The organism is Streptomyces sp. NPDC041940, from assembly GCF_055589465.1.
Genome location: NZ_JBVJBP010000010.1, coordinates 221,501 through 241,036, shown reverse-complemented (window position 1 = coordinate 241,036; position 19,536 = coordinate 221,501). Strand labels below are relative to the sequence as shown.

General features: G+C 68.2%; 17 protein-coding genes. 9 read left to right on the top strand and 8 right to left on the bottom strand.

Going from position 1 to position 19,536, the window contains the following annotated elements:
* Nucleotides 1–48: 48 nt before the first annotated feature.
* The 3 genes from ACZ6I3_RS19490 to ACZ6I3_RS19480 form a co-directional block, all read right to left on the bottom strand.
* The gene (locus ACZ6I3_RS19490; protein WP_469415971.1) at nucleotides 49–1,311 is read right to left on the bottom strand and encodes an MFS transporter; all 1,263 of its coding nucleotides are present in this window, start codon (nucleotides 1,309–1,311) and stop codon (nucleotides 49–51) included.
* Nucleotides 1,312–1,400: 89 nt separating this feature from the next.
* Complete coding sequence (locus ACZ6I3_RS19485) at nucleotides 1,401–2,483, bottom strand: inositol-3-phosphate synthase (protein ID WP_469415969.1); 1,083 nt, start codon at nucleotides 2,481–2,483, stop codon at nucleotides 1,401–1,403.
* A gap of 46 nt (nucleotides 2,484–2,529) precedes the next feature.
* A complete protein-coding gene (locus ACZ6I3_RS19480) occupies nucleotides 2,530–3,213 on the bottom strand; it encodes a PadR family transcriptional regulator (RefSeq protein WP_469415967.1) in 684 nt (227 codons plus the stop codon).
* 388 nt (nucleotides 3,214–3,601) lie between these two features.
* Between ACZ6I3_RS19480 and ACZ6I3_RS19475 the strand changes: the two genes are divergently transcribed.
* Complete coding sequence (locus tag ACZ6I3_RS19475) at nucleotides 3,602–6,238, top strand: transglycosylase domain-containing protein (RefSeq protein ID WP_469415966.1); 2,637 nt, start codon at nucleotides 3,602–3,604, stop codon at nucleotides 6,236–6,238.
* Nucleotides 6,239–6,360: 122 nt separating this feature from the next.
* Nucleotides 6,361–7,875 carry a glycosyltransferase family 87 protein gene (locus tag ACZ6I3_RS19470; RefSeq protein ID WP_469415965.1) on the top strand — a complete coding sequence of 505 codons (1,515 nt, stop codon included), beginning with the start codon at nucleotides 6,361–6,363 and terminating at the stop codon, nucleotides 7,873–7,875.
* A gap of 104 nt (nucleotides 7,876–7,979) precedes the next feature.
* Here the strand turns inward: ACZ6I3_RS19470 and ACZ6I3_RS19465 are convergent, their stop codons facing one another.
* The 3 genes from ACZ6I3_RS19465 to ACZ6I3_RS19455 all read right to left on the bottom strand — a co-directional run bounded on the left by ACZ6I3_RS19465 (nucleotide 7,980) and on the right by ACZ6I3_RS19455 (nucleotide 10,676).
* Complete coding sequence (locus ACZ6I3_RS19465) at nucleotides 7,980–9,011, bottom strand: alanine racemase (protein WP_215120322.1); 1,032 nt, start codon at nucleotides 9,009–9,011, stop codon at nucleotides 7,980–7,982.
* A gap of 61 nt (nucleotides 9,012–9,072) precedes the next feature.
* Entirely contained in the window at nucleotides 9,073–10,194 is a 1,122-nt protein-coding gene (gene femX, locus ACZ6I3_RS19460; protein WP_382837669.1) for a peptidoglycan bridge formation glycyltransferase FemX, read from the bottom strand.
* A gap of 164 nt (nucleotides 10,195–10,358) precedes the next feature.
* Nucleotides 10,359–10,676, bottom strand: coding sequence for a hypothetical protein (locus tag ACZ6I3_RS19455; RefSeq protein WP_469415963.1), 318 nt, complete (start codon nucleotides 10,674–10,676; stop codon nucleotides 10,359–10,361).
* Between the two features lie 264 nt (nucleotides 10,677–10,940).
* Here ACZ6I3_RS19455 and rpsF point away from each other — a divergent pair, with 264 nt between their 5' ends.
* From rpsF to rplI, 4 genes are all read left to right on the top strand, one after another.
* Nucleotides 10,941–11,231 (top strand): 30S ribosomal protein S6, encoded by a 291-nt coding sequence (gene rpsF, locus ACZ6I3_RS19450; protein WP_030847098.1) that lies wholly within the window; start codon nucleotides 10,941–10,943, stop codon nucleotides 11,229–11,231.
* 76 nt (nucleotides 11,232–11,307) lie between these two features.
* A complete protein-coding gene (locus ACZ6I3_RS19445; RefSeq protein ID WP_469415961.1) occupies nucleotides 11,308–11,898 on the top strand; it encodes a single-stranded DNA-binding protein in 591 nt (196 codons plus the stop codon).
* 44 nt (nucleotides 11,899–11,942) lie between these two features.
* On the top strand, nucleotides 11,943–12,179 hold the full coding sequence (gene rpsR, locus ACZ6I3_RS19440) for a 30S ribosomal protein S18 (protein WP_003949403.1): 237 nt from the start codon (nucleotides 11,943–11,945) through the stop codon (nucleotides 12,177–12,179).
* An 18-nt stretch (nucleotides 12,180–12,197) separates the two neighbouring features.
* Entirely contained in the window at nucleotides 12,198–12,644 is a 447-nt protein-coding gene (gene rplI / locus ACZ6I3_RS19435; protein WP_469415959.1) for a 50S ribosomal protein L9, read from the top strand.
* Nucleotides 12,645–12,805: 161 nt separating this feature from the next.
* On the opposite strand, the gene ACZ6I3_RS19430 is transcribed toward rplI, so the two are convergent.
* Nucleotides 12,806–14,143, bottom strand: a complete 1,338-nt coding sequence (locus tag ACZ6I3_RS19430; RefSeq protein ID WP_469415958.1) for an MATE family efflux transporter — start codon at nucleotides 14,141–14,143, stop codon at nucleotides 12,806–12,808.
* Between the two features lie 460 nt (nucleotides 14,144–14,603).
* On the opposite strand from ACZ6I3_RS19430, the gene dnaB reads away from it, so the two are divergent.
* The gene (gene dnaB / locus ACZ6I3_RS19425; RefSeq protein WP_469415956.1) at nucleotides 14,604–16,085 is read left to right on the top strand and encodes a replicative DNA helicase; all 1,482 of its coding nucleotides are present in this window, start codon (nucleotides 14,604–14,606) and stop codon (nucleotides 16,083–16,085) included.
* Nucleotides 16,086–16,131: 46 nt separating this feature from the next.
* On the opposite strand, the gene ACZ6I3_RS19420 is transcribed toward dnaB, so the two are convergent.
* A complete protein-coding gene (locus ACZ6I3_RS19420) occupies nucleotides 16,132–17,025 on the bottom strand; it encodes an NADP-dependent oxidoreductase (protein WP_469415954.1) in 894 nt (297 codons plus the stop codon).
* Between the two features lie 70 nt (nucleotides 17,026–17,095).
* Between ACZ6I3_RS19420 and ACZ6I3_RS19415 the strand changes: the two genes are divergently transcribed.
* Together ACZ6I3_RS19415 and ACZ6I3_RS19410 are read left to right on the top strand one after the other, a co-directional pair.
* Nucleotides 17,096–17,674: a TetR/AcrR family transcriptional regulator gene (locus ACZ6I3_RS19415; protein ID WP_469415952.1), complete on the top strand. Its 579-nt coding sequence runs from the start codon at nucleotides 17,096–17,098 to the stop codon at nucleotides 17,672–17,674.
* A gap of 348 nt (nucleotides 17,675–18,022) precedes the next feature.
* Nucleotides 18,023–19,408, top strand: a complete 1,386-nt coding sequence (locus ACZ6I3_RS19410; protein ID WP_469415950.1) for a serine hydrolase domain-containing protein — start codon at nucleotides 18,023–18,025, stop codon at nucleotides 19,406–19,408.
* The last annotated feature ends 128 nt before the right edge of the window (nucleotides 19,409–19,536 follow it).

Sequence of the window (19,536 nt, the reverse complement as noted above, 5' to 3'; positions counted from 1 at the left end):
ACTGACAACTCTGTGGTCAGGAGTGGCTCTGTGTCATTGATGTGACACTTACTGGTGGCCAAACCTGGCCATAGCCGCCGATACCGCCGCGTAGATAACGGCGATCGTGACCACCAGCGGCACGGATCGGCCGTCCGGAGGCAGCATCAGGGCCGCCACGGCGGCGGCGCCGACGAAGAAGACGTTGAAGAGGACGTCGTAGACGGAGAAGATCCGGCCACGGAAGCCGTCCTCCACGGAGGACTGGACGATGGTGTCCGTGGCGATCTTCGCGCCCTGGGTGGTCAGCCCCAGGACGAAGGCCGCGACCATCAGCGGGGTGGTCGCGAACGGCAGCCCCAGCGCGGGCTCCAGCAGCGCGGCGGCCCCCGCGCACACGACGATCCAGCGGCCCGGCCCCAGCCGCCCCGCGGCCCAGGGCGTCACCACGGCCGCCGCGAAGAACCCCGCGCCGGAGACGCCCAACGCAAGTCCCAGCAGGGCGAGTCCGTCGTCCGTGGTCGAGGCGAGCGCGTACCTGCAGAGCATCAGCAGCATGACCAGCAGGGCGCCGTAGCAGAACCGCATCAGCGCCATCGCCGCGAGCGCCCAGGCGGCCTCCCTGCGCTCCGGCGCGGCCAAGTGCCGTACGCCGGCCACCAGGTCGCGCGCGGTGCCCGTGAGGGCGGACCCGAGCCGCTCGCGCACCAAGGTCCGGTCAGGGCCCAGGAGTTCCCGCGCCATGCTCAGCGATGCCACAGCCGCGCACAGATACAGCCCCGCTGCCACGAGCACCACAGTGGCGTCGGAGTCCGCCACCACCAGGCGGACGGCGAAAGCGAGGCCGCCGCCCGCGGTCGCGGCCAGGGTTCCGGCGGTCGGGGAGAGGGAGTTGGCGATCACCAGGCGCTCGGCGTCGACCACGCGCGGCAGGGCGGCGGAGAGGCCCGAGAGAACGAAACGGTTGACCGCGGTGACGCACAGGGCGGAGACGTAGAAGAGCCAGTCGGGGGCCGGGCTGAGTATCAGCAGGGCCGTCGCCGAGGCCAGCAGGGCGCGCAGCAGGCTGCCGTACAGCAGGACCTGGCGGCGGCGCCAACGGTCCAGCAGGACACCGGCGAAGGGGCCGACGAGGGAGTACGGGAGCAGCAGCACCGCCATCGCGGAGGCGACCGCAGCGGCCGAGGTCTGCCTCTCCGGAGAGAAGACGACGTACGCGGCGAGCGCGACCTGGTACACGCCGTCGGCGCCCTGGGAGAGCAGGCGCACGGCGAGCAGACGCCGGAAGCCCTGGAAGCGCAACAGGACGCGCAGGTCACGGACGACGGCCATGGGGCACAGCCTCACATACGGGGAGGGTCCCCGGGTCGTAAGACCCGGGGACCCTCACAGCTCTGGCAGGAGCGACTCGTTGCGGCGCGTCAGCGCTCGACCTCACCCTTGATGAACTTCTCGACGTTCTCGCGGGCCTCGTCGTCGAAGTACTGGACCGGCGGGGACTTCATGAAGTAGCTCGACGCGGAGAGGATGGGACCGCCGATGCCGCGGTCCTTGGCGATCTTCGCGGCGCGCAGGGCGTCGATGATGACGCCGGCGGAGTTCGGGGAGTCCCAGACCTCCAGCTTGTACTCCAGGTTCAGCGGGACGTCACCGAAGGCGCGGCCCTCGAGGCGGACATAGGCCCACTTGCGGTCGTCCAGCCAGGCGACGTAGTCGGACGGGCCGATGTGGACGTTGCCCTCGCCCAGTTCGCGGTCGCGGATCTGGGAGGTGACGGCCTGCGTCTTGGAGATCTTCTTCGACTCGAGGCGGTCGCGCTCGAGCATGTTCTTGAAGTCCATGTTGCCGCCGACGTTCAGCTGCATCGTGCGGTCCAGGACGACGCCTCGGTCCTCGAACAGCTTCGCCATGACGCGGTGCGTGATGGTGGCGCCGACCTGGGACTTGATGTCGTCGCCGACGATCGGGACGCCCGCCTCGGTGAACTTGTCCGCCCACTCCTTGGTGCCGGCGATGAAGACCGGAAGGGCGTTGACGAAGGCGACCTTGGCGTCGATGGCGCACTGGGCGTAGAACTTCGCCGCGTCCTCGGACCCGACGGGCAGGTAGCAGACCAGGACGTCGATCTGCTTGTCCTTGAGGATCTGGACGACGTCGGCCGGCTCCTCGGCGGACTCCTCGATCGTCTCGCGGTAGTACCGGCCGAGGCCGTCGAGCGTGTGGCCGCGCTGGACCGTCACGCCGGTGCTGGGCACGTCGCAGATCTTGATGGTGTTGTTCTCGGAGGCGCCGATGGCGTCCGCGAGGTCGAGACCGACCTTCTTGGCGTCCACGTCGAACGCGGCGACGAACTCGACGTCGCTGACGTGGTACTCGCCGAACTGGACGTGCATCAGGCCCGGCACCTTGGACGCCGGGTCGGCGTCCTTGTAGTACTCGACTCCCTGTACCAGCGAGGCGGCGCAGTTGCCCACGCCGACGATGGCTACGCGAACCGAACCCATTCCGGTTGCTCCCTGTGTGTATGAGTGAGGCCCTTCAAGGGGGCTCTCACGTGGCGGTGTCGTCGGGCGTATCCGGACGGGGGTCGTCCCCCGGCCGGGGCAGGCCGCCCGACGCTCCAGATGTGGTGTCACGCGAAGCGGGCTCTCCGGAGGAGGAACCGTTGAGGTCCCGCCCCGCCCGCTCGCTCTCGATGAGCTCGTTCAGCCAGCGCACCTCGCGCTCCACGGACTCCATCCCGTGGCGCTGGAGCTCAAGCGTGTAATCGTCGAGGCGTTCCCGGGTCCGGGCCAGGGAGACGCTCATCTTCTCGAGGCGCTCCTCCAGCCGGCTGCGGCGGCCTTCCAGCACGCGCATGCGTACATCGCGTGAGGTTTGCCCGAAGAACGCGAAACGGGCGGCGAAGTGCTCGTCCTCGTACGCGTCGGGCCCGGTCTGCGAGAGCAGCTGTTCGAAGTGCTCCTTGCCCTCCGCCGTCAACCGGTAGACGATCTTGGCGCGCCGCCCCGTGAGGGGGGCCCCGAGGGCGTCCTCGGTGGTGTTCCCCGGCTCCTCGATCAACCAGCCGTTGGCGACCAGCGTCTTGAGGCAGGGGTACAGCGTCCCGTAGCTGAACGCACGGAACACGCCCAGTGATGTGTTGAGTCGTTTGCGCAGCTCATAGCCGTGCATCGGAGATTCGCGGAGCAGGCCGAGTACGGCGAACTCGAGGATCCCGGAACGCCGGCTCATCGTCGCCTCCTCTCCCGCGGTACCGATGTCTCGGTCCGATGTGTCGAGCTGATGTATCGACTCGATACATCACGACGATAGAACGGCCTTGCGGATGCGACAAGAGGGGGTGTGGTGACCGGGGTCACATCACCGATTCGTCAGACGTGAGTTGCCTGATTTGAGGTGAACTTCGGTCCTCGGCAGGTTTTGGCGGTGCGTAGTCTGTGCGCCATGCACATCACCGGGAACCGTGGGACGCCTGAGGGCGTCCTCGTCCTCGGTGTAGTACGGGTGCATGCGGGACCGATGAATGCGGAGCCCACCGCATCCGTACTTCGGGGGGACCGGAAACTAGCAACCGTTTCCAGGCGCGCAGGGGTGCGCCTGCCCGAGGAGTAGTCGTTCGATGAGCGAGCACCGTCGCAAACCGCCGCAGCCGCAGGGAGGCGGACGTGCCGCGGCCCGACGCGGCCAGTCCGGCTCGTCCTCCGGCCGCCGCGCGGCACCGCGAGGCGCCACCGGGTCTCCGTCCGACTCCTATGGGTCGGACTCCTACGACTCGGGGGGTGAGGAGCGCCAGTACGGCGGCCGTGCGGATGCCCGGCGTGCGGCGCAGAGAAGTGGGGGCGGCCGCCGCAGAGCGGCCGAACCGACACGAGGTGGCCGGCGCGCCGCTCCCGCCGGGCCGAACGGGCCCGGGCGGGGCGCAGGGCGCGCGGTCATGTATGACAAGAAGCGGCTGATCGACTATCCGCGGGCCGGCAAGTACGGCTGGCAGCGCTGGGTGCCGTCCTGGAGGCTCGTCTCCGGACTGTGCATCGGCTTCTTCGGGAGCCTGGTGGCCGTGGCGGGCATCGGGTACGCCATGGTGGGCGTCCCCAACGAGGAGAATGCCGCGGCGCTGTCGCAGAACAACGTCTACTACTGGTCCAACGGCAAGCAGATGATCGCGACCGGCAGTGGCCAGAACCGGCAGAACGTCACGATCGACCGGATCCCCGAAGAGATGCAGCAGGCGGTGATCTCGGCCGAGAACAAGAGCTTCTACCAGGACTCGGGCGTCGACCCCATGGGCATCGCCCGAGCGCTGGCGAACATGGCCCGGGGCGGCGACACGCAGGGTGGTTCGACGATCACCCAGCAGTTCGTCAAGAACACCTACCTGAGCCAGGACCAGACGGTCACCCGTAAGTTCAAGGAGATGTTCATCTCGATCAAGGTGGGCACGAAGCTCTCCAAGGACGAGATCCTCCAGGGTTACCTCAACACCTCGTACTACGGCCGTGGCGCCTACGGCATCCAGGCGGCCGCCCAGACGTACTACGGCAAGGACGCGGTCAAGCTCGAGCCGAGTGAGTGCGCCTTCCTCGCCGCCCTGCTTAAGGGCCCGACGTACTACGACCCCGCGGGCAACGCGAGCCTTGACACCGCGGCGAGCGAGGAAGCCAACACCAAGCGGTCCAAGGACCGCTGGGGCTGGATCCTCCAGCAGATGCACAACGACAAGAAGCTCTCGGACGCCGCTTACCAGAAGGCGATCAGCAAGTACCCCATGCCCGATGACCGCAAGGCGGCCAAGGGGATGAGCGGCCAGATCGGCTATCTGGCGGACACGGCCAAGAAGTACGTCCTGAACCACTCCAACATCACGGAGAAGCAGTTCGACCAGGGCGGATACCAGATCAAGACGACCTTCGACAAAGCCAAGGTCGAAGCGCTGACCAAGGCAGTCAAGAAGGTCGAGAAGGAAAAGCTCGACCCGGACAAGCGTGAGCTCGACAAGCACGTCCAGTTCGGCGCGGCGTCGGTGAAGCCCAAGGACGGCGCGATCGTCGCGCTCTACGGTGGCGCGGGGTACGAGAACGGCCACTTCAACAACAACGCGGACACCTCGGGTGTCCCCGTCGGTTCGACGTGGAAGCCGTTCGTGCTCGCCGCCGCCATGGAGCACGGCACCTACCGGAACCGGGGCCCTGTCTCACCGCTCAGCAAGTACAACGGGAACGACCACCTCAAGATCAGGAACAACGACGGCACCTACGTCATGAAGAAGGACAACACGCCCTTCTTCCAGGAGAACGAGAGCGAGCGCCCGTGGGGTTACATCTCCCTGCGCAAGGCGATGGAGCAGTCCGTCAACACCCCGTTCGTGCAGCTCGGCATGGACGTGGGGATGAAGAACGTGGCTGATCTGGCCGAGAAGGCCGGCATCCTGGACAGCAGCTTCGCCGGTCTCAACGCGTCGTTCGCGCTCGGTACGTCGACGCCCAGCGCGATCCGCATGGCCGACTCCTACGCGACGTTCGCCGCGTCCGGCAAGCAGGCCGCTCCGTACTCGGTGACGAGCGTCAAGTCCAACGGGCAGGAGGTTCCCGGCTTCGAGAAGCCGAGGATCACGCAGGCGATGCCCGAGAACGTGGCGAACAACGTCACGAACGTTCTGGAGAACGTCATCCAGAACGGCACGGGTAAGAACGCGCTGACCCTGGGCCGTACCGCGGCCGGCAAGACCGGTACGACGGACGAGAACAAGTCGGCCTGGTTCGTCGGCTACACCCAGCAGCTCTCGACCTCGGTCGCGATGTTCCGTGAGGACCCCAAGAGCGCCAAGCTGCTCTCCATGAACGGCACGGCGGGCGAGGCGTCCATCCATGGTGGTGACGTCCCCACGCTGGTGTGGACCGAGTACATGAAGGCCGCGCTGAAGGGCCAGACCGACCTCGGCTTCCCGGAGGCCGAGAAGATCGGCGGCATCCAGGACGCGGTGGGTGCTCCGACGCCGACGCCGACTCCCAGTGTGGAGCCCAGCGAGACCGCGACCGAGTCCCCGAGCGCCACGCCCAGCGAGTCGCCGTCGCTGCCGTCGCCCTCGCCCAGCGACACCTGCGGTTTCTTCGGGTGCGATGAGGAAGACGGTGGTACGGAGAACGGCGGCACGGGCGGAGAGCCGAGCACCTCACCCTCGCCAACGGATACCAGCGAGAACGGCGGCAACAGCAGAGGAAACGGCAACGGAGGCATCTTCGGAGGCCCCGAGGGCTAGCCGACCGATCGCCCGGCTTGCGCGTTTCACGTGAAACGCGAGGCTGTTTCACGTGAAACAAGGGCCGCCGTACCCACCCGGGTGCGGCGGCCCTCGGCGTACTGACAGACACGTACGGCAGGATGTGCGGCATGCCCAGTGCAGAATCGACGCAAGCGAGCGTCCATGAGCCGGACCCGGTGCGGCCGACCAGGGAGGACGAGGTCGCCGCGGCCGGCAGCGAGCTGATCGGCGGCCCGCTGGGGCGGCGTGCCCTGCTCGGGGCGTCCCGGTGGACACCCGTGCGCGTGATCGCGCTGGTGGCGATCGGCATGTTCGCTCTCGGCCTGGTCCAGAAGGCGCCCTGCTTCAACGGGGCCTGGTTCTTCGGTGCCAGCTCCCAGTACACGCACGCGTGCTACTCGGACATCCCGCACCTCTACCAGGGGCGAGGCTTCGCCGACGGGCTCGTGCCGTACTTCGACCGGCTCCCCGGCGACATGCAGTACCTGGAGTACCCGGTGCTGACCGGCGTCTTCATGGAGGTCGCCTCCTGGCTCACGCCCGGCAGCGGCACCATCCAGTACCAGGAGCAGTGGTACTGGATGGTCAACGCCGGGATGCTCATGGTGTGTGCGTCGGTCATCGCCGTCTGTGTGACCCGTACCCACGCCCGGCGTCCCTGGGACGGTCTGCTGGTGGCTCTGGCGCCTGCCTTCGCGCTGACCGCGACCATCAACTGGGATCTGCTGGCGGTCGCTCTGACGGCCGCGGCGATGCTGATGTGGTCTCGCGGCCGCCCCCTCGCTTTCGGCGTCCTGCTGGGGCTCGCCACGGCCGCCAAGCTCTATCCGTTCCTGATCCTCGGGCCGCTGCTGGTGCTGTGCTGGCGCGCGGGCAGGTGGCGTGCGTACGGGACGGCTCTGGGCGGCGCGATCGTCGCCTGGGTCCTCGTGAACGGGCCGGTGATGCTCTTCGCGTTCGAGGGCTGGTCGAAGTTCTACACGTTCAGCCAGGAACGGGGCGTCGACTTCGGCTCCTTCTGGCTGATCATGGCCCAGAACTCGGACGACCCGCTCAGCATCGACACCGTCAACACGCTCGCCACGCTGCTGATGCTGGTGTGCTGCGCGGCAGTCGCGGCGCTCGCGCTGACCGCCCCGCGCCGCCCGCGGTTCGCCCAGCTCGCCTTCCTGATCGTCGCGGCGTTCATCCTCACCAACAAGGTCTACTCGCCGCAGTACGTCCTATGGCTGGTTCCCCTGGCCGCGCTCGCCCGGCCGAGGTGGCGGGACTTCCTGATCTGGCAGGCCTGCGAGGTGGCGTACTTCCTCGGGATCTGGCTGTACCTCGCGTACACGACCAGCGGAGAGGCCCACAAGGGCCTGCCGACCGACGGCTACCACTGGGCCATCGGCCTGCATCTGCTGGGGACGCTGTACCTGTGCGTCATGATCGTGCGCGACATCTTCATGCCGGAGCGGGATCCGGTGCGCCGGTCCGGCGACGACGATCCCTCGGGCGGAGTGCTCGACGGCGCCGAGGACGTCTTCGTCCTCGGCCCGGCGGCCCGTCCCTCGCGGCGGCACGAGGCCGCTGGGTTCGACGGGGCGCAGGTCCAGTGGGGAAAACGGGGCGCGACCGACGGTTCGCTCTGAGCGAACGACGCGAAAGGCCGTACACGGGAAGCCGTGTACGGCCTTCTTGCTGAGGTCTGTGACCTCGGTTTGCCGAGCTGTGCGACCTCAGTGCACCGCGCCGGTCAGCGGTCCATGATCCGGTCGAACTGCGTGGTGGTGTGCCGCAGATGGGCCACAAGTTCCTCGCCGACCTTCGGCTCCGGCGCGTCCGAGGGCACGAACAGGATCGAGACCTGCATGTGCGGCGGCTCGGCGAACCAGCGCTGCTTGCCGCCCCAGACGAACGGGGAAAGGTTCCGGTTGACCGTCGCGAGGCCGGCGCGGGCGACGCCCTTGGCGCGCGGCATGACGCCGTGCAGCGCCTTGGGGGCCTCCAGGCCCACCCCGTGCGACGTACCGCCCGCCACGACCACCAGGAAGCCGTCGGAGGCCGCCTTCTGCTGCCGGTAGCCGAAGCGCTCGCCCTTGGCGACGCGCGTGACGTCCAGGACCGCGCCGCGGTACTCGGTGGCCTCGTGGTCCCCCAGCCACAGCCGCGTGCCGATGCGGGCACGGAACCGGGTCTGCGGGAACTGCTGCTGGAGACGGGCGAGTTCATCGGCCTTGAGGTGGCTGACGAACATGGTGTGCAGGGGCAGCCGGGCCGCACGCAGCCGGTCCATCCAGCCGATGACCTCCTCGACCGCGTCCGAGCCGTCGGTCCGGTCCAGCGGCAGGTGGATGGCGAAGCCCTCCAGGCGGACGTTCTCGATGGCGGCGTGCAGCTGGGCGAGGTCCTGCTCGCTGATGCCGTGCCGCTTCATCGAGGACATCACCTCGATCACCACGCGGGCACCGACCAGGCCGTACACGCCGTCTATCGAAGAGACCGAGCGGATGACCCGGTCCGGCAGCGGCACCGGCTCCTCACCGCGCCGGTACGGCGTCAGCACCAGCAGGTCGCCGCCGAAGAAGTCCTTGATGCGCGCGGCCTCGTACGTCGTGCCGACGGCGAGGATGTCCGACCCCAGCCGGGTGGCCTCCTCCGCCAGTCGCTCGTGCCCGAAGCCGTAGCCGTTGCCCTTGCAGACCGGGACGAGCCCAGGGAACTGATCCTGCACGTGCTTGTGGTGCGCACGCCAGCGCGCGGTGTCGACGTAAAGCGTGAGCGCCATGTCCGGACCTGGAACCTTTCTCGTGGCTGTCAGAGGTGCGGGATGAGGGGTGAGTGCGGGGTCAGCGGCGCGACATGTAGATGTCGAGCGCCTTGTGCAGCAGCTTGTTCAGCGGGAAGTCCCACTCGCCGATGTATTCGGCGGCCTGGCCGCCCGTACCCACCTTGAACTGGATCAGACCGAAGAGGTGGTCGGTCTCGTCCAGCGAGTCGGAGATGCCGCGCAGGTCGTAGACGGTGGCGCCGAGCGCGTAGGCGTCGCGCAGCATCCGCCACTGCATGGCGTTCGAGGGCCGGACCTCACGGCCGATGTTGTCGGAGGCCCCGTAGGAGTACCAGACGTGCCCGCCGACGATCAGCATCGTCGCGGCCGAGAGGTTCACGCCGTTGTGCCGGGCGAAGTACAGCCGCATGCGGTTGGGGTCCTCGGTGTTGAGGGCCGTCCACATGCGCTGGAAGTACGACAGCGGGCGCGGCCGGAAGTGGTCGCGCACGGCCGTGATCTCGTACAGCCGCTGCCATTCCTCGAGGTCCTGGTAGCCGCCCTGGACGACCTCGACGCCGGCCTTCTCGGCCTTCTTGATGTTGCGGCGCCACAGCTGGTTGAAGTTCTTGTGGACCTCTTCCAGGGAGCGGTTGGCCAGAGGCACCTGGTAGACGTACCGGGGCTGGACGTCGCCGAAGCCGGCGCCGCCGTCCTCGCCCTGCTGCCAGCCCATGCGGCGCAGCTTGTCGGCGACCTCGAAGGCGCGCGGCTCGATGTGGTCGGCCTCGATGTCGCGCAGGCGCTTCACGTCCGGGTTCTGGATGCCCTGCTTGATGGAGGCGGCCTCCCAGCGCCGGATGATCACCGGCGGGCCCATCTTCACGGAGAAGGCGCCCTGCTGCTTCAGATGAGCCAGCATCGGCTCGATCCACTCCTGCAGATTCGGCGAGAACCAGTTGATGACCGGGCCCTCGGGCAGGTAGGCGAGGTAGCGCTTGATCTTGGGGAGCTGCCGGTAGAGGACCAGGCCGGCACCGACGAGCTCGCCGGTCCGGTCGTCGAACCACCCGAGGTGCTCGGAGCGCCACTCCGCCTTGACGTCAGCCCAGGCCGGGACCTGCATGTGGCTCGCCGACGGCAGGCTCTGGATGTATGCCAGATGCTGCTCTCGGCTGATGGTCCTCAGGGTCAGGCTCATTCGGGGCGCTCCTCGGGCTGGTGTGTCCCCATGGGTTCAGGGGCTCCGGCTCTCGCGCGAAGCCTACTGCGCCTTGGGAGCGCGCCGGTTGGGCGTACGGACCTTCGCCCCGGCCCGTGAGCGGCCGGGGCGTCACACGTTGTTCAGATGGGGTGTGCCTGGCGTCAGTCGATGAGCCCGCCGAACAACCCACCGTGCGCCATGCCCAGGAAGAACCCGACAGCCGAGGCTCCCAGGCCCAGAATCAGGCCGAAGCGCTCACGGGTCGTCTCCGAGATCCACTGGCCGTACGCGCCGGTGAGAATGCCCACCAGGCCGGTCCAGGAGCTGAGCAGGTGCAGGTCATCGTCGACGAGTGCCGCGACGAACGACGTGATGCCCAGCACCAGGGTCACCGCGAGCAGGGTGTCCTGGAGGGGATGGGGCTTGCCGTCCGTGGCGAAGAGACCGCCGGCGGTGTTGGGTCGCAATGCCTGTGCCATAGGGCACCTCCTGCGAAAGGCGGCGCATCGTAGCGCCATACACACCCGATGTGTACAGATTGGCTGCCCTCGCGGCCGGATTTCAACCGCAAGCCGCTGTGCGGGTACTCTGTACCGTCCGCACCGGTGTCTGCCCACATCACGGCAGAGGGTTCTCGACAGAACCCTCGACTGTCAGTGGTGGCCGATACCGTCGGATACGCATCACAACCCTCCTGCCACGGATCGACCGTGGCCGCTGAGTCCAAAGGAGGTGGGTTCCACATGCGTCACTACGAGGTGATGGTCATCCTCGACCCCGAGGTCGAGGAGCGCGCTGTCTCTCCGTTGATCGAGAACTTCCTCTCTGTCGTCCGTGACGGCGGCGGAAAGGTCGAGAAGGTCGACACCTGGGGCCGTCGTCGTCTCGCGTACGAGATCAAGAAGAAGCCCGAGGGCATCTACTCGGTCATCGACCTGCAGGCCGAGCCTGCGGTCGTCAAGGAGCTCGACCGCCAGATGAACCTGAACGAGTCGGTCCTCCGGACCAAGGTCCTCCGCCCCGAGACCCACTGAGCTCTCCCGCTCAGCTGATCCCGGGATTCGAGTAGCAGCACAAGCAGCCAGCAGCAAACCCGCCGAGAGGTTCCCCATGGCAGGCGAGACCGTCATCACGGTGGTCGGCAATCTTGTCGACGACCCCGAGCTGCGCTTCACCCCCTCCGGTGCGGCCGTCGCGAAGTTCCGTGTCGCGTCCACCCCCCGCACCTTCGACCGCCAGACGAACGAGTGGAAGGACGGCGAGAGCCTCTTCCTGACCTGCTCGGTCTGGCGTCAGGCGGCGGAGAACGTCGCCGAGTCGCTCCAGCGAGGCATGCGCGTCATCGTGCAGGGCCGGCTGAAGCAGCGGTCCTACGAGGACCGCGAGGGCGTCAAGCGCACGGTCTACGAGCTGGACGTCGAGGAAGTCGGCGCCAGCCTGCGCAACGCCACGGCCAAGGTCACCAAGACCACCGGCCGCGGTGGCCAGGGCGGCTACGGCAGCGGTGGCGGTGGCGGCCAGGGTGGCGGCGGCTGGGGCGGCGGCCCCGGTGGCGGCCAGCAGGGCGGCGGCGCTCCCGCTGACGACCCGTGGGCGACCGGCGCTCCCGCCGGTGGCAACCAGGGCGGTGGCGGCGGCTGGGGTGGAAACTCCGGCGGCGGCGGCGGTGGCGGCGGCTACTCGGACGAGCCCCCCTTCTAGGGCGGGTTCGCACCCAAACTTCTTGATCACACAGGAGAATCACCATGGCGAAGCCGCCTGTGCGCAAGCCGAAGAAGAAGGTCTGCGCATTCTGCAAGGACAAGGTCACGTACGTGGACTACAAGGACACGAACATGCTGCGGAAGTTCATTTCCGACCGCGGCAAGATCCGTGCCCGCCGCGTGACCGGCAACTGCACGCAGCACCAGCGTGACGTCGCCACGGCCGTGAAGAACAGCCGTGAGATGGCGCTGCTGCCCTACACCTCCACCGCGCGATAAGGGAAGGGTGACCGACTCATGAAGATCATCCTCACCCACGAGGTCTCCGGCCTCGGCGCCGCGGGCGAAGTCGTCGACGTCAAGGACGGTTACGCTCGCAACTACCTGATCCCGCGGAAGTTCGCTATCCGCTGGACCAAGGGTGGCGAGAAGGACGTCGAGCAGATCCGTCGTGCTCGCAAGATCCACGAGATCCAGACCATCGAGCAGGCCAACCAGGTGAAGGCCCAGCTCGAGGGCGTCAAGGTCCGCCTGGCCGTCCGTGCCGGCGACGCCGGTCGCCTCTTCGGTTCCGTCACCCCGGCCGACATCGCCTCGGCGATCAAGGCTGCCGGTGGCCCCGAGGTCGACAAGCGCCGCATCGAGGTCGGTTCGCCGATCAAGTCGCTCGGCGCTCACCAGACGTCCGTGCGTCTGCACCCCGAGGTTGACGCCAAGGTCAGCATCGAGGTCGTCGCGGACTGAGTGCCGCGCTTGCTGATGCAGTGAGCGATGGGGCCACACCCTTCGGGGTGTGGCCCCATCGTCGTATGCGGACGCGTCGCGCCGTATCCGTCGGCGCGGTATCTGGTTTCACGTGAAACACCGTGTTTCACGTGAAACAGTCCGACGGCCGAGCCCGGTCGTCAGCGGGTCGCGCCCGTCACCATCCAGCGGCCTGAGCGGCTCCGGAGCCACAGGGTCAGCATCCGCATGGTCATCATCAGCGTCATGGTGGCCCAGAGGGCGGCGAGGCCACCGCCCAGTACCGGAACCAGCAGGGCGACCGGGGTGAAGACCGCCAGGGTGAGCACCATCGCCCAGGCGAGGTAGGGACCGTCGCCGGCGCCCATCAGAACTCCGTCCAGGACGAAGACGATGCCGGAGATCGGCTGCGAGAGGGCGACGATGACCAGGGCGGGCAGGGCCGCGTCCTTGACCGCCGAGTCACTGGTGAACAAGGGCAGGAACGCCGGTCGAGTGAGGACGACCAGGACACCGAGGACCACGCCGACGGCGATGCCCCACTCCACCATGCGACGACATACGGCTCGGGCGCCCTCTGTGTCACCGGCTCCGAGGTAGCGCCCGATGATGGCCTGCCCGGCGATGGCGATGGCGTCGAGAGCGAAGGCGAGCAGACTCCACAGGGACAGGATGATCTGGTGAGCGGCGATGTCGGCATCCCCGAGTCGGGCAGCCACCGCCGTCGCGATCATCAGGATCGCCCGCAGGGAGAGGGTGCGGACCAGCAGCGGCACACCGGCCTGAGCGGAGGCCCTGATCCCGGCAGCGTCCGGGCGCAGGGAGGCCCCATGCCTCCGCGCTCCACGCAGAACCACCGCGAGGTAGACCGCGGCCATGCCGCACTGGGCGATGACGGTGCCCCAGGCGGAGCCGGCGATCCCCAGCCCTGCCCCGTAGACGAGCCCCGCGTTGAGGGCGCCGTTGGCCACGAAGCCGATGACGGCGACGTAGAGCGGGGTCTTGGTGTCCTGCAGGCCCCGCAGGAGACCGGTCGCGGCAAGGACGACGAGCATGGCCGGTATGCCGAGCACGGAGATGCGCAGATACGTGATCGCATAGGGGGCTGCCGCATCCGAGGTGCCGAAGAGGTCCACGAGGTGGGGTGCCGTAGGCAGGACGACGGCCACGACACCGGCGCCGAGGAGCAGGGCCAGCCAAATTCCGTCCATGCCCTGGCGAATGGCGGCCGGGAGATCACCCGCGCCGACGCGACGGGCGACCGCCGCTGTCGTGGCGTAGGCGAGGAAGACGAAGATGCTGACGGAGGTCATCAGCAGGGCCGAGGCGACGCCGAGACCGGCGAGCTGGGCCGTGCCCAGATGGCCGACGATGGCAGTGTCGGTCATGAGGAAGAGGGGCTCGGCGACGAGCGCGCCGAAGGCCGGCACGGCGAGTGCGACGATCTCTCGGTCGTGCTCTCTCCGGCCGGGTCGAGGGCGCGCGGGGGCCTGTGTCATGTGCACCAATCTAATCGTCCACAGGTAAGAGATACAAAGCTTTTGTGACCCTTACCATGCGTCCAGAGGTCCGCACGGCTGTGCACCATTCGAAGCGATCTTGGGCCGGTTGAGGAAGTTTTTCTTCTGCACAGCCAGTGGACGGCAAAGTTGCAGGTCAGGGCGGCTTCTCTGTGATGGGTCGATGCTTGTTCACAGGCCTGTCCACCGGGTCGTGCACAGGTTTCGCCGAGTTCTCCACAGCATCTGGGCCGTCGTCCACATGGCCTGTGGATAACCAGATTGGCTGACGGTGCCGACGGGCCTACGGTAGTCCGGCGCCCGCTCCGTCCGTCGGTTTCGCAAACGTCGCAAAACCGACGTCCAGCAACCGGAGTTGGGCCTCTCATTTGTCAGTGCCGTGCCGTAGAAAAGACAGGCACGGCTAGGTCTGCTGCGGCGGACGGGAGGAGGTGGCTCGGTGAGCATTTCCGAGCCCTTGGACGACCCGTGGGCCGACAGCGGGCCCAGTGATCGTCTGCCCTCCTCCCGCCGACGCGGTGAGGGCGCCCGGGGCCGTGACGAGCAGCACGAGCGCGGCAGGGACAGCGGCGACTGGGACGGCGGCGGAAACACGTCGTTCGAACGGGTACCGCCGCAGGACATCGAGGCCGAACAGTCCGTCCTCGGCGGCATGCTGCTGTCCAAGGACGCCATCGCCGACGTCGTCGAGATCCTCAAGGGCCACGACTTCTACAAGCCGGCCCACGAGACGATCTATCAGGCCGTCCTCGACGTCTATGCCAAGGGCGAGCCGGCCGACCCCATCACCATCGCCGCCGAGCTCACCAAGCGTGGTGAGATCAACAAGGTCGGCGGGGCCTCGTATCTGCACACCCTCGTCCAGACGGTGCCCACGGCGGCGAACGCCGCCTACTACGCGGAGATCGTCCACGAGCGTGCCGTCCTGCGGCGCCTGGTCGAGGCCGGTACGCGCATCACCCAGATGGGATACGCGGCCGACGACGACGTCGACGAGATCGTCAACCGCGCCCAGGCAGAGGTCTACGCGGTCACCGAGCAGCGCACCAGCGAGGACTACCTGCCGCTCGGCGACATCATGGAGGGCGCGCTCGACGAGATCGAGGCGATCGGCTCGCGCAGTGGCGAGATGACCGGTGTGCCCACGGGGTTCACGGACTTCGACTCGCTCACCAACGGCCTGCACCCGGGCCAGATGATCGTCATCGCCGCGCGTCCCGCCATGGGTAAGTCCACGCTCGCGCTGGACTTCGCGCGAGCCTGCTCGATCAAGAACAACCTGCCGAGCGTGATCTTCTCGCTCGAAATGGGGCGCAACGAGATCGCGATGCGTCTGCTGTCCGCCGAGGCCCGTGTCGCTCTGCACCACATGCGTTCCGGCACGATGACCGACGAGGACTGGACACGTCTGGCCCGGCGCATGCCGGACGTCTCGGCCGCACCGCTCTTCATCGACGACTCGCCCAACCTGTCGATGATGGAGATCCGCGCCAAGTGCCGCCGCCTGAAGCAGCGCAACGACATCAGGCTGGTCGTCATCGACTACCTCCAGCTGATGCAGTCCGGTGGGTCCAAGCGTGCCGAGAACCGTCAGCAGGAGGTCTCGGACATGTCTCGTAACCTCAAGCTCCTCGCCAAGGAGTTGGAGATCCCGGTCATCGCGTTGTCCCAGCTGAACCGCGGCCCCGAGCAGCGCACCGACAAGAAGCCGATGGTCTCCGACCTGCGTGAGTCCGGTTCCATCGAGCAGGACGCCGACATGGTCATCCTGCTGCACCGCGAGGACGCCTACGAGAAGGAGTCCCCGCGCGCGGGCGAGGCCGACCTGATCGTGGCCAAGCATCGAAACGGCCCGACGGCGACGATCACGGTCGCTTTCCAGGGTCACTACTCACGGTTCGTCGACATGGCGCAGACCTGACCCGACCGTGGTGTGGGATCTCAGATTCCGTGGCCAAATCATCTGCTCAGATGACCACGACTCGGCGGCCGCGACTGTGGCCGGCCTGGCTGTCGGTGTGCGCCGCCGCGGCATCGGTGAGCGCGTACGACGTCTCGACCGGAATGTGGAGCTTCCCTCGTGAGATGAGGTCGACCGTCTCGGCGAGCGCGTCCGGCATGCTCCCCGCCGCCCCGGAGAACCGGACGTCCAGCTCCGGCGCACCGAGATCGGCGATGGAGATCACCTTGCGCGGGTGACCTGTCAGCTCGACGAGTTCGCGGATCACGCCCGAACCGGCCAAGTCGAGCGCCGCGTCGACGGTGCCGAGCCGCCGCACCCGCTCGACCCAGCCCTCGCCGTACGTCGTGGCGAGGGCCCCCATGCTCCGCAGATAGTCCTGGTTGGCGGCGCCGGCCGTGCCGATGACCTTGATGCCGCGCTCGCGGGCGATCTGCAGCACCGCCGAGCCCACTCCTCCGGACGCGCCGCTCACCAGGAGCGTCTGCCGCGGCCGCACACCCGTCTCCCGGATAACGCGCAGCGCGGTCTCCACCACCGAGGGGTATCCGGCCGCCTCCTCGAACGTCAGGCCGTCTGGCATCCGGGCCCAGGCCCCGAGGACGGCGAACTCGGCGTAGGTGCTCTCCCCTTCGCCGAACACGTGGTCGCCGATCTCGACTCCTTCGACTCCTTCGCCGATCTCATCCACCACCCCCGCCGCGTCCAGGCCGACCCCGGAAGGCAGCTCGACGGGATGAGCACCCAGGACCTGGCCCTCGCGGAGCCTCCAGTCGACGGGGTTCACGCCCGCCGCGCGTACGGCGATGCGAATCCGGCCGGGACCCGCGTGGGGCTCCTCGGCATCTATGAGGTGCAGGACGTCGGGGCCGCCGAACTCGGAGAAGCTCACTTTCTTCATGCCGCCGACCGTAGCACTAACGGTTAGCGTTTAGTGACTGTTATGATTTCGCACCTGTTAGCATCACGTCATGACCGTGCCGATCGGACGCCGTGAACGCAAGAAGGCCGCGACCCGCCAGAAGATCGCCGACACCGCCCTGCGGCTCTTCCTGGAGCGCGGGTACGACGCCGTAGGCATCCGCGACGTGGCCGCGGAGGCCGACGTGGCCGTGACCACGCTCTTCTCCCACTTCGCCTCGAAGGAGGCGCTGGTCTTCGAGCTGGACGAGGACTTCGAGCAGCGCCTCACTCGCGCCGTCACGGACCGGGCGCCGGCGGAACCGCTCATGCCGGCGCTGCGCCAGGAGATCCGGGCCATGGTGCGGCACTGCGCGGCGGACGGCGGCGCGCCCGTCTATCGCATGATCGACGAGTCTCGCGCCCTGCGGGAGTACGAGGTGTTGATGCGGCTGCGCCACGCGGATGCGCTGGCTGCGGCCATGGCCGCGGGTCCCGGGCTGACACTGACCCCGACAGCCAGCCGGGCGATCGCGCGATTCGTGATCGACGCCTACGCGCTGGCCCGCGACGCGGCCGATCCGGACGCCGCGGTGGACGAGATCTTCGAGCTGATCGAAGCAGCCTGGGAAGCCGCCTGCCCCTCCTGACGCACGTGAGGATTTCTTCCCTTCTGGGCTCGGCGTTCGGCGCGCTCGACCGTGGACCAGCTCCCGCGGCAACCCGTGGCGCTCGGCTCAGCGTTGGGGAGCTGCCTCCGCCGGCGCCTGCTGACAAGGGGGAGGGGCAGGACACCTCGCAGGCCGGCCGCCGAGGCGAGGAAATGACACGGATCCGAGACCGCGGTCGGCTGACACGCTGTGAGACTCTGCGAGAGTGCCCAGATCACAGCATCGCTGGATGACACGGGCGCTGAGAACCTACACGTGGTTCCGCCCTCGCGACGCCAGCCCGGAATGTGCTCGACGCGGGGACGCCGGGGCGGGTGGACTGGGCTCATGACGACATCTCAGGAAGAGCTGCTTCCCGGCACGCGTCGCGCACTGCTGCACCGGATCGCCGTCGCCCAGGCCGAAGGACGGGCGCCGTCGCTCGTCGCGGCCGTCGTGCGGGACGGGAAACAGGTGTGGACAGGCGCGCGGACCTCGGTGAAGGGGCATGCGCCCGACGAGAACGTGCAGTACCGGATCGGCTCGATCACCAAGACCTTCACGGCGGTTCTCGTCCTGCGGCTGCGCGACGAGGGCGCGCTGGACCTCGGAGATCCGCTGGAGAAGCATCTGCCGGGCACCGGCGTGGGGGAGGCGACCGTCGCCGAACTGCTCGCGCACGCCGGAGGGCTGGCGGCCGAGACGCCGGGGCCGTGGTGGGAGCGAAGCCCCGGATCGCTGCGGCCCGAACTCGCCGATGTGCTGGGCGAGCGGCCCCTGCTGTCTCCACCCGGCCGCCGGTTCCACTACTCGAACCCGGGCTACGCGCTGCTCGGCGCGCTCATCGAGAAGCTGCGCGGCGCCTCCTGGGAGGAAGTCCTTCGGCGCGAAGTGCTCGAACCCCTGGAGTTGCACCGCACGAGCGTCCGGCCCCAGGCGCCGCATGCGGGTGGCTGGGCGGTGCATCCCTGGGCCGACGTGATGCTCCCGGAGCCCACCGAGGATCTGGGGCGCATGGCCCCGGCCGGGCAACTGTGGTCGACCACGAGTGACTTGGCGCGCTTCGCGGCCTTCTTGGTCAACGGCGACGAGCGGGTGCTGAGCGCCGAGTCGCTGCGGGAGATGAGGACACCGGCAGCGCCCCACGACGCGGCGGATGTGGCGAGTGGCTACGCCTACTGCCTGGGGATGGAGATCCGACGGCGGAACGGGCGATCCCTCGTCGGACACACCGGTTCGCTGCCGGGCTTCCTCGCGTGCCTGATGATCGGTGTCGAGGAGGACGTGGCGGCGGTCGTCCTGGCCAACTGCACCTCGGGCCCGCTGCTGTTCTCCGTCGCCGCCGACCTGGTTCGCATCGTCGCCGAGGCGGAACCACGCATCCCCTCTCCGTGGAAGCCCGTGAGCGATGTTGACCCGTCGATGCTGGAGCTGACGGGGCAGTGGTACTGGGGGACGCACGCTTTCGCGCTACGGCTGACGGCCGACGGGCTCGTCTCGCTGGGGCCGCTGTCCGGCAGCGGCCGCCGTTCTCGGTTCCGCCCGAACGGCGACGGCACATGGACGGGACTGGAGGGCTACTACGCCGGCGAGCTCCTGAAGGCCGTACGGCGGCCGGACGGATCCTTGAGCCATCTGGACCTCGGCTCGTTCGTGTTCACGCGCCAGCCGTACGACGAGGGGGCTCCTGTGCCGGGTGGGGTCGACCCGGAGGGGTGGCGCGGGATCGGGTAGGCGGTGTCGACGAGGGGCGCTGTGTTTTCCGTGGAAAACCGCGCCCCCCGCACGCCGGTCACAGCGGGAGATTTAAGCCCATGTGGGGGGCAGTTACGCCAAACCGCTCGTCGAAGTGGTGGGCGTCT

What these genes read in the sequence shown, in the direction of transcription:
- ACZ6I3_RS19490 (WP_469415971.1), bottom strand. Translation starts at nt 1,311, where the DNA reads ATGGCCGTCGTCCGTGACCTGCGCGTCCTGTTGCGCTTCCAGGGCTTC.
- ACZ6I3_RS19485 (WP_469415969.1), bottom strand. Translation starts at nt 2,483, where the DNA reads ATGGGTTCGGTTCGCGTAGCCATCGTCGGCGTGGGCAACTGCGCCGCC.
- ACZ6I3_RS19480 (WP_469415967.1), bottom strand. Translation starts at nt 3,213, where the DNA reads ATGAGCCGGCGTTCCGGGATCCTCGAGTTCGCCGTACTCGGCCTGCTC.
- ACZ6I3_RS19475 (WP_469415966.1), top strand. Translation starts at nt 3,602, where the DNA reads ATGAGCGAGCACCGTCGCAAACCGCCGCAGCCGCAGGGAGGCGGACGT.
- ACZ6I3_RS19470 (WP_469415965.1), top strand. Translation starts at nt 6,361, where the DNA reads ATGTGCGGCATGCCCAGTGCAGAATCGACGCAAGCGAGCGTCCATGAG.
- ACZ6I3_RS19465 (WP_215120322.1), bottom strand. Translation starts at nt 9,011, where the DNA reads ATGGCGCTCACGCTTTACGTCGACACCGCGCGCTGGCGTGCGCACCAC.
- femX (WP_382837669.1), bottom strand. Translation starts at nt 10,194, where the DNA reads ATGAGCCTGACCCTGAGGACCATCAGCCGAGAGCAGCATCTGGCATAC.
- ACZ6I3_RS19455 (WP_469415963.1), bottom strand. Translation starts at nt 10,676, where the DNA reads ATGGCACAGGCATTGCGACCCAACACCGCCGGCGGTCTCTTCGCCACG.
- rpsF (WP_030847098.1), top strand. Translation starts at nt 10,941, where the DNA reads ATGCGTCACTACGAGGTGATGGTCATCCTCGACCCCGAGGTCGAGGAG.
- ACZ6I3_RS19445 (WP_469415961.1), top strand. Translation starts at nt 11,308, where the DNA reads ATGGCAGGCGAGACCGTCATCACGGTGGTCGGCAATCTTGTCGACGAC.
- rpsR (WP_003949403.1), top strand. Translation starts at nt 11,943, where the DNA reads ATGGCGAAGCCGCCTGTGCGCAAGCCGAAGAAGAAGGTCTGCGCATTC.
- rplI (WP_469415959.1), top strand. Translation starts at nt 12,198, where the DNA reads ATGAAGATCATCCTCACCCACGAGGTCTCCGGCCTCGGCGCCGCGGGC.
- ACZ6I3_RS19430 (WP_469415958.1), bottom strand. Translation starts at nt 14,143, where the DNA reads ATGACACAGGCCCCCGCGCGCCCTCGACCCGGCCGGAGAGAGCACGAC.
- ACZ6I3_RS19420 (WP_469415954.1), bottom strand. Translation starts at nt 17,025, where the DNA reads ATGAAGAAAGTGAGCTTCTCCGAGTTCGGCGGCCCCGACGTCCTGCAC.
- ACZ6I3_RS19415 (WP_469415952.1), top strand. Translation starts at nt 17,096, where the DNA reads ATGACCGTGCCGATCGGACGCCGTGAACGCAAGAAGGCCGCGACCCGC.
- ACZ6I3_RS19410 (WP_469415950.1), top strand. Translation starts at nt 18,023, where the DNA reads ATGACGACATCTCAGGAAGAGCTGCTTCCCGGCACGCGTCGCGCACTG.